Annotated in this window: 9 protein-coding genes; 1 reads left to right on the top strand and 8 read right to left on the bottom strand. The window is 33.2% G+C overall.

Features of this window, described 5'->3' with window-relative positions; genetic code table 11:
• Positions 1 to 229: 229 nt before the first annotated feature.
• Genes ABFR62_11880 through ABFR62_11855 form a run of 6 tightly spaced genes read right to left on the bottom strand, consistent with a single transcriptional unit; the run spans position 230 to position 5,337 of the window.
• Positions 230 to 658 (bottom strand): PaaI family thioesterase, encoded by a 429-nt coding sequence (locus tag ABFR62_11880; GenBank protein ID MEN8139120.1) that lies wholly within the window; start codon positions 656 to 658, stop codon positions 230 to 232.
• Between the two features lie 10 nt (positions 659 to 668).
• Positions 669 to 2,360 (bottom strand): glycosyltransferase family 39 protein, encoded by a 1,692-nt coding sequence (locus ABFR62_11875; protein MEN8139119.1) that lies wholly within the window; start codon positions 2,358 to 2,360, stop codon positions 669 to 671.
• A 13-nt stretch (positions 2,361 to 2,373) separates the two neighbouring features.
• Entirely contained in the window at positions 2,374 to 3,282 is a 909-nt protein-coding gene (locus tag ABFR62_11870) for a DMT family transporter (GenBank protein MEN8139118.1), read from the bottom strand.
• Positions 3,283 to 3,325: 43 nt separating this feature from the next.
• Positions 3,326 to 4,480: a THUMP domain-containing protein gene (locus ABFR62_11865; GenBank protein ID MEN8139117.1), complete on the bottom strand. Its 1,155-nt coding sequence runs from the start codon at positions 4,478 to 4,480 to the stop codon at positions 3,326 to 3,328.
• A 55-nt stretch (positions 4,481 to 4,535) separates the two neighbouring features.
• A complete protein-coding gene (locus ABFR62_11860) occupies positions 4,536 to 5,072 on the bottom strand; it encodes a DNA mismatch repair protein MutS (protein MEN8139116.1) in 537 nt (178 codons plus the stop codon).
• Between the two features lie 37 nt (positions 5,073 to 5,109).
• The gene (locus ABFR62_11855; GenBank protein MEN8139115.1) at positions 5,110 to 5,337 is read right to left on the bottom strand and encodes a hypothetical protein; all 228 of its coding nucleotides are present in this window, start codon (positions 5,335 to 5,337) and stop codon (positions 5,110 to 5,112) included.
• A 134-nt stretch (positions 5,338 to 5,471) separates the two neighbouring features.
• On the opposite strand from ABFR62_11855, the gene ABFR62_11850 reads away from it, so the two are divergent.
• Positions 5,472 to 6,470 (top strand): glycosyltransferase family 2 protein, encoded by a 999-nt coding sequence (locus ABFR62_11850; protein ID MEN8139114.1) that lies wholly within the window; start codon positions 5,472 to 5,474, stop codon positions 6,468 to 6,470.
• 2 nt (positions 6,471 to 6,472) lie between these two features.
• Here the strand turns inward: ABFR62_11850 and ABFR62_11845 are convergent, their stop codons facing one another.
• Both ABFR62_11845 and ABFR62_11840 read right to left on the bottom strand, forming a co-directional pair.
• Positions 6,473 to 7,321 (bottom strand): prolyl oligopeptidase family serine peptidase, encoded by an 849-nt coding sequence (locus ABFR62_11845; GenBank protein ID MEN8139113.1) that lies wholly within the window; start codon positions 7,319 to 7,321, stop codon positions 6,473 to 6,475.
• 94 nt (positions 7,322 to 7,415) lie between these two features.
• Entirely contained in the window at positions 7,416 to 7,865 is a 450-nt protein-coding gene (locus ABFR62_11840; protein ID MEN8139112.1) for a DUF4442 domain-containing protein, read from the bottom strand.
• Between the last annotated feature and the right edge of the window lie 122 nt (positions 7,866 to 7,987).

Raw genomic sequence — 7,987 nt, 5'->3', positions numbered from 1 at the left:
TGTTACTGGTTACTGGTTACTTGTTACTTGTTACTTGTTACTGGTTACTGGTTACTGGTTACTGGTTACTGGTTACTTGTTACTTGTTACTGGTTAATGGTTACTGGTTACTTGTTACTTGTTACTTGTTACTTGTTACCTGTTACTGGTTTCTGTCCCTGAGCTTGTCGAAGGGCTGACTTTACAATCAAACAGTAACTAATAAGCTGAACCTTTTATCTTTTATCTTTTATCCTTTATCTTCTCTTTTCTCTCTTACAATATTGGTAATCTTAGCCAGAGAAATCAATTTATCTTCTTCATCCTTTATTTCTACCTGCCACAAATGTAAAGTATTTCCTTTGTGCATTAACTTCGCCGTAGCATAAAGGATACCTTCCTTTTTTGACTTAATATGATTTATTGCAAGTTCAATTCCGCGAATATCATGCTCATTAGATTTCATCAATACCGCCGATGCCGCACTTCCTACACTTTCGGCCAATGCAGCAGTAGCTCCTCCGTGCAAAATACCCATTGGCTGATAAACTCTTGAATTTATGGGCATTTTAGCTTTCAGAAAATCCTCTCCCAAATCTATATACTCCATCTCCAGAGTTTCCATAAGTGTATTTCTACTCATTTGATTCAGCAATCCGAGAACTTGTTTTTTATCCATAATAAGCCTTCTATTTTACTTCAACATTATACTTCCTGCTAATATATTGAGGATAAATATAATCAATTACTATCTGGCAGTCATAATTACCTTCGGGTATATTATCTCCAAGGGTGAAACTCATTATCTCTTCATAATCAGATTTTGCACTCAACTTATCCAGTTTGTATTTCAAATCAACAAAATACCGCTTCTCTTCTTTATTAACCAACATAAGTTTTAGCTTTAGAGGGAACCTATCATTATTCTCTAAATCAATATCATAATCATAAGGGTTATGCAAAGTAACACTTAAACTGTGCTCCCCTTTCTGTAATTTTTTCGGAAAAGCCTCAAAATTACCTTTCACTTTAGTGAATATGGTGTAGTTGTCAATAATAACATATCTGAATAATTTTCCATTTCCTAGTCTCATTGTGTCAAGCTTACCGTCGTTCCACCAACCCTTAAAAAGCACCTTGGAATTATTAAATGATTCTTCGTAATTTTCTACATCATACTGATTCTTTCTGTAGTAAACCGTATTATATGAGAATGCTTCCTTATTGAAAAAATATTGATATTTCGAGGCATTCTGAAAAGAATTAAAAAATACAACTTTAGCATCGGCAGGTACTACTTTTTCAATCTCACTGTAATAGTCTTTACCTTTTCCCAAAGTAGCTTTCTGTATTTCGGGCGACAATATTAATGCGACTCTCACTATTAGTAACAGTGAAATACTTATTATAAATATATACTTACTGCCTTTTGTATACTTATTATACTTTACCAATAAACCGTGCAACAATACAACCATAGGAACAAAGGCCGCTACAACCCAATGAGCCTCAATTCTTCCCCTGAAAGAATAGAAAAAGAAAAATATTAATAATCCCCAAAACAATCTGAAATACAAATTATCATCTTTTGATATGAACCTCCTGTATTTAAAGCTAAGTAATAGCATTAAGACCATTAATGCAGGATTTAAGATCCCAAAAGTACTTCCTAGGTATCCCAGAGGATTTTCTATATTAAATGCTCCGCTTGTTCTTTGAAAAAGATGATAATCGAACGAAATAAAATCGTGCTTATATTGCCAGTACAGATGGGGAGTAATAAATATCAGTGCCAATAATCCTCCCAGGTAGAGAGTCCGGCTTTTTAACAACTTTGGCTGAACTATAACACTGAGTATTATTAATATTCCTCCATGATACTTCGAATATATCAGCATTGCTGCTGTAAGACCTAAAAATACAGCATTAATAATTGATTCCTTTGCTATTACTCTTTTTAAAGCAAACAGATAGAGCACGAAAGAAAATATTAACGGAACATCGGGGGTTGTAATAAAACTGTACATATTATACCCCGGAACAGAAATAAGAATTGCAAAGTAGATTAAAGCAGAATTTTTAAGATTTCTGTCACTTTCGGGTATCAGGTTCCAAACTAATTTGGCTACAAAAAAACTCAACAAAACGGTGATAAACCTTATCCCCAGAATTGAGTTAAACAGTAACCCGCTTATCTTAACAATTAGAGCTACTGCCGGAGGATGATCAAAATAACCCCAATCCAAATCCTGGCTATAAACCCAATAATAAGCTTCATCTTCATGTATTGGAGTATATATTGCCTGTAACAGGTTTACAAGCATAAATACAATCAGAAGAAAATTTAGTTTTCCAATCCGTTTTTCAATTAGGTTTTGCATTCCTGTATTTTATTTAATCGATTTTGACCGCTTTCCTTTTTAGTTTCTTTCCTAAAGTAATAGTTATAACTCCTGCAATAGTAATTAATCCACCGATGATCTGATAAGTATCCGGAAGTGATCCAAAAACCAAATATGAACCCAGTAATACGAAAACGCCTTTTGATGTTCCTACCAAAGAAACCCTGCTTACTTCCATATTTTTAATTGCTACATAAGATGCCAATACCGCTAAAAACGGACCAAGAGTGGCTCCAAAAGAGAGGTTCACCAGTGCATTTTGAGAAACTGCCAAAGAACTGTCGGTATAAATCAGGAAGATAATTGATGCTACAAAAAGAAAAAAGGACCTTGAAGTAGCATAAATTATTGAAGGTATTTTTAGTTGATTCTTTCTAATGTATGTCATAGAAATTGCTCCGAAGAAAATAGAGGTCAAAATATAAAATATACCACCATCATAAAGCATCTTAAATGTTAAATTTGGTTTATAACCAAGTATTACAGCTCCAATTAGGGTAATAAACAACCCAAATATTTCTATTCCCTTAAACCTTTCATTTAACACTATAAACCCCAGTAATATAACAAACAGTGGCTTTAAATTCCCTAAGAAAGATACTATTGCCGGATTTTCAATTGTATTAATCGCCATAAAGAAAAAAGAAGTTGAAAAAATCTCCAACAATCCGATTGTAGCCAAAACTTTAAAATCACTTTTCTGCAGAGCCTTAAGTTCTTTTTGATTACCCCTTACAAATATTGCCAAAAACAATAAAATCAAGGCTATCCCAAACCAATAAAAACCAAATTGAGCAAGATTAACTTCTTTTAATGCGGCTTTACTAAATATATATACATTCGACATTGCCAGAGTTGACATTATTGCGAATAAATATCCTTTCCTTCTGTTTACTTCCAATTATTTATTATTTAAAATTACTTAAGTCGTTTTTCAACCTGAACTAGTTTTTCTTCGCTTTCTTACTCCCCTGATAAAGTTCGTATTTAACAAAACGGGTTTCTAACTTACCGTTAAATAACTTTATTTTCCTCGAAGTTCTCAGTCCAACATATTTTAAAGCCTGCATGTCTGAAGTAATTAGCCATGCTTCTGTACCTGAATAATTTTTCTTTAGCGTATCACCTATATTTCCATACAACTCAGGTATTTCTGCTTCAATCCTTTCTCCATATGGAGGATTAAACATCACCAATGTTGGACCATCGGGTTTTTCTGTCTCAAAGAAATCTGCTTTCTTTATATCGATTATATCGTCAAATAATGCATTTTTAATATTAATCCTTGCTTTACTTACTGTTGGATAATGAATATCATAACCAATAATTTTATGATAAAAGCCTTTCTCCTTATCGAGTGCTTTTTCCGTAATCAATTCAAGTAACTCCTGATCAAAATCTTTCCAACCTTCAAAACCAAACTCTTTGCGGTGTATATTCGCAGGTATATTTTGTGCTATCATTGCGGCTTCAACTAAAATTGTCCCCGAACCACACATTGGATCTACAAAATTTGATGTTCCATTCCATCCTGAAAGCAAAATCATTCCGGCTGCCAAAACCTCATTTATTGGCGCAATATTAACTTCTGTTTTATATCCACGTTTGTGTAATGATTCACCGGAACTATCTAACGATACAGTACAGCTGTCGTTACTAATATGAATGTTTATCCTAACATTTGGGTGCATTACATCAACATTAGGACGTTTACCGGCGTACTTCCTAAAACGGTCAACAATTGCATCCTTCGACTTTAAGGCAACATATTGCGAATGGGTAAAATAATCGGAGTTAACCGTTGAATCAATAGCGAAAGTACTATCAGCATCAAATATTTCTTCCCAGGCAATTCCGAAAATAGCTTTATATAGCCTTTCTTCGTTATTAACTTTAAAAGTCCTGATTGGTTTTAATATTCGCAGTGCTGTTCGCAACCATAAATTTGCTTTGTACATAAAGCCTTTATCTCCTTCGAAAGAAACACCACGGTTAAAAGCTTTCACATTACGTGCTCCCAAAAGCATTAACTCTTTTTCCAACACTTCCTCCAAACCAAAAAGTGTTTTGGCGACCATTTTGTAATTTTCTTGTTTCATCTTCACTTAATTTAGCAGCCTACCAAATTTCAGCCACTATTTATTATTATAATTATTATTTGAATACTACTTCAGTAGCTCCTCCAGCGTATTTTGCATAGTCTCCGTCATAATACTGAACATTGTATCGTTTCAATAATGAATACAACTCTGCTTTCAATACACCATCTCCATGACCGTGAATAAACACAAGTCCTTTTTTAGCGCTACGCATACTTTCTTCGAGTTTATACTTGGCCCGGTTCAATTGATATTCTAAAATATCACTCGAATCCATATGTTTATAATTTTTAAGTATACGCTCTATATGTAAATCCACTTCTATCAGATAATCATCTTTTCGTGACGGTCTTTTTACAGAAGCACGCCTTTTGTCCATAGAATTCTCTTTCATAATCCTATCAAAAGTACGATTATCGATATATGAAGACATAGCATCATCAAACCCTCCTCTTTTTATGATTTCTTCTGATGTACATTTCATTTCGAAGCCATCTTCTGTTTCTATAACTATTTCCGATCCGGAAACAGACAATACTTCTCCGTTTATAGAATCATCTATGAAAGTAACTTTATCTCCTTTATTAAACATATGTAATAGTTTGGAATAGCTTCTATTTTTTCTAATATCAGACTTGATCTGAATCAGACCAGTTTTTCTTGTTCTTATCCGGGTTATCTTTTACCCAATTTTTCGTGGCTAAATACATTGCCGTTAAAAAAATAAAAAGTGAAATTAACTTGGCATAAATATCTTGTGATCCGTTCAACTGTATATATGCAAGATAAACACCCGCTATAGCTGCTACTAAAAATAGTATAAAACTATGAACTCTAAAGCTTTTCTTTTCTTCCATTTTTATTATCGTTTAGGTCGACAAATTTAATTATAAAAAACAAAAGCAATGGAAAATATTGTAATTATCATTTTATAGTATAATAATAAAATTGATATTATACATTTGCACTGAATAATAAGAAAGCCATCAAATTGAAAATTGCAGTAGTTATCCTAAACTGGAACGGAAGAAATCTTCTTGAAAAGTTTTTACCATCAATAGTAAAATATTCACACAATGCAGAAGTGATTGTTGCAGACAATGCCTCTGATGATGATTCAGTTTCCTGGTTAAAGGAAACATATCCGGAAGTCAGGATAATTCAAAACAAATCAAATGGCGGTTATGCCAGAGGTTACAATGAAGCGTTACAAAATGTTGATGCTGATGTTTTAGCCTTGGTTAACTCCGACATAGAAGTAAGCGAGAATTGGCTGGATTCGATAGAAAACCTATTTCAAAAAGATGAGAATACTGCCGTTATACAACCAAAAATCTTAGATTATAAAGATAAAAGCAAGTTTGAATTTGCAGGAGCAGGTGGAGGTTTTATTGATAAACTGGGCTATCCTTACTGCAGGGGAAGAGTATTCACTAAAATAGAAGAAGATCTGGGGCAATTTGATAATGAATCAGAGATTTTTTGGGCTTCAGGGGCATGTTTCTTCATTAAAAAAGATGTTTTTAATGAATTGGGAGGTTTCGACGAGGACTATTTCGCACATATGGAAGAAATCGATTTGTGCTGGAGGGTTCATAATATGGGTAAAAAAGTAATGTACTCTCCTAAATCGATTGTATATCACGTTGGAGGCGCTACATTAAAAGAATCAAACCCACATAAATCATACCTGAATTTCAGAAATTCATTATACACCGTATTAAAAAATGCTCCTAAAAAAAGTGTAGTATTTCTAATTTTAGCCAGATTAATTTTAGATGCTGTTGCCGGAGTTAAATTTTTACTTGAAGGTATTCCTCTACATACCTGGGCTATTGTAAAATCACATTTTTCTTTTTATAGAAATTTACCTAAAATGATTAAAAAACGAAGGGATACCAACAACTCTTCAAATAAATACTATATTCATAAAAGTGTGGTCTTTCAATTTTATATATTAGGCAGGAAATATTTCACAAATTTGAAATAACTCTACATTCGGCTTAAAAAATCTATAGTTAATTTTACAACTGCTGCCATAGCTTTTGGTAGCTTAACTTCGTTCCATGGGTGTACTACATCAAAAGTATGTTCTGTATTTTCTATAGGGATCAACTCTGAATTTCTAATATTTTCATGTAAAAACTCAGCTTCAGAAAAGTTAACAGACTTATCATCCTTTCCGTGAATAATTAAAGTAGGTATATTAATACTTTGCAAATTACCTGAAATATTTAAAGTTTTTTCATTCTTTACAAAATCTTCATAAAACTGGAAGTAATGTGGCATTTCTTGTTTGGTTCTACCGTTTAAAACGTACATAATCCCTTTTTCTTTCCATTTTTTCATATCCTCTCCTCTAGGGAATCTACTTTCAAAATCAGAAACTGATGCCCACGTACAAAGTTTTTTTACCCGTTTATCCTGTGCTGCTTTAAGTAAACTTATTCCTCCACCTCTACTGTGACCTATTATATATATCCTATTTAAATCGGCATACAATGACGAAATCAGATCATTGCTAACTATTTCATCAATTACAAATCCTAAATCATTTAACTCCTTTGAATAAGTGTTTTTCCCAAAGGCTTCCAAATCGGGAAAATCAATAGGATTCTCTATCGTACCTCCATTATGTGAAAAGTTGAATTTTACAAAAATAAAACCTGCTTTTGCAAACTCCTTTGCTACCTGATTCCATGCTCCCCAATCTTTATAACCCTTATAGCCGTGAGAAAAAATTACTACAGACTTATTATCTGTTCCTTCATCAGAAAAAACATCAATCAAAACAGGAAGATTATCATCTCTCTCTAAAACAATGTTTCTATACTCGATCATACACTTTTTTTTGTAGGTTACAAATCCCTTCGACCCCGCTCAGGGCAAGGGTTACTGGTTAACTAACTCAAAACTCATAACTCAAAACTCAAAATCACCTCTCCTTTATGCTCCATTGAAATCTAAATACAGATACAACATCACCGGATTCATCCTTTGCCTTTGACTCTACCCAAACTGTTTGTCCTTCTTTGGTAATGACAGCATTTTCAATAGTAGCTGATATGATATTACCATCATCACACCTGAAATAATTCCACCCTGTAGCCTTTTTGGTAAAAGTTGCCTCCTGATTAGTTACAAGCATTGATACACTTTTTCCACTTTGCTCTATTTTTCGGTAAACCATTAATCCCGTTGAAATCTCAGCAGCCATAGCCTGTACAGCGAAATACATCGAATTAAAAGGATTTTGGTTCCACCACGAGTGCTTCACTCTTATTTCTGTTTTTTCATCACTTATACTAACTAATCTTAGTCCGGCAATGAAAGCAATTGGCAGTTTGTATATCAGAAATACTCTGAATTTCAATTTTTCTAACATGATGATTGTTTTGGTTTGATGCCTAAATTATAACATTTTTCAATTGAACAAATATAGTTTTAAGAAAACTTTAACTACTTTGCTTTACATAGTACCTGTTTTTATACTTATATTTGTATAAC

This window comes from Bacteroidota bacterium, from assembly GCA_039714315.1.
In the GTDB taxonomy this organism is placed as follows: Bacteria; Bacteroidota; Bacteroidia; order Flavobacteriales; family JADGDT01; genus JADGDT01.
The sequence above is the reverse complement of the archived record's forward strand: the minus strand, read 5'-3'. Positions and strand labels throughout refer to the sequence as shown.

Coding starts and splice junctions, on each gene's coding strand:
- ABFR62_11855 (MEN8139115.1), bottom strand. CDS start 5,337: ATGGAAGAAAAGAAAAGCTTTAGAGTTCATAGTTTTATACTATTTTTA.
- ABFR62_11875 (MEN8139119.1), bottom strand. CDS start 2,360: ATGCAAAACCTAATTGAAAAACGGATTGGAAAACTAAATTTTCTTCTG.
- ABFR62_11880 (MEN8139120.1), bottom strand. CDS start 658: ATGGATAAAAAACAAGTTCTCGGATTGCTGAATCAAATGAGTAGAAAT.
- ABFR62_11845 (MEN8139113.1), bottom strand. CDS start 7,321: ATGATCGAGTATAGAAACATTGTTTTAGAGAGAGATGATAATCTTCCT.
- ABFR62_11865 (MEN8139117.1), bottom strand. CDS start 4,480: ATGAAACAAGAAAATTACAAAATGGTCGCCAAAACACTTTTTGGTTTG.
- ABFR62_11860 (MEN8139116.1), bottom strand. CDS start 5,072: ATGTTTAATAAAGGAGATAAAGTTACTTTCATAGATGATTCTATAAAC.
- ABFR62_11840 (MEN8139112.1), bottom strand. CDS start 7,865: ATGTTAGAAAAATTGAAATTCAGAGTATTTCTGATATACAAACTGCCA.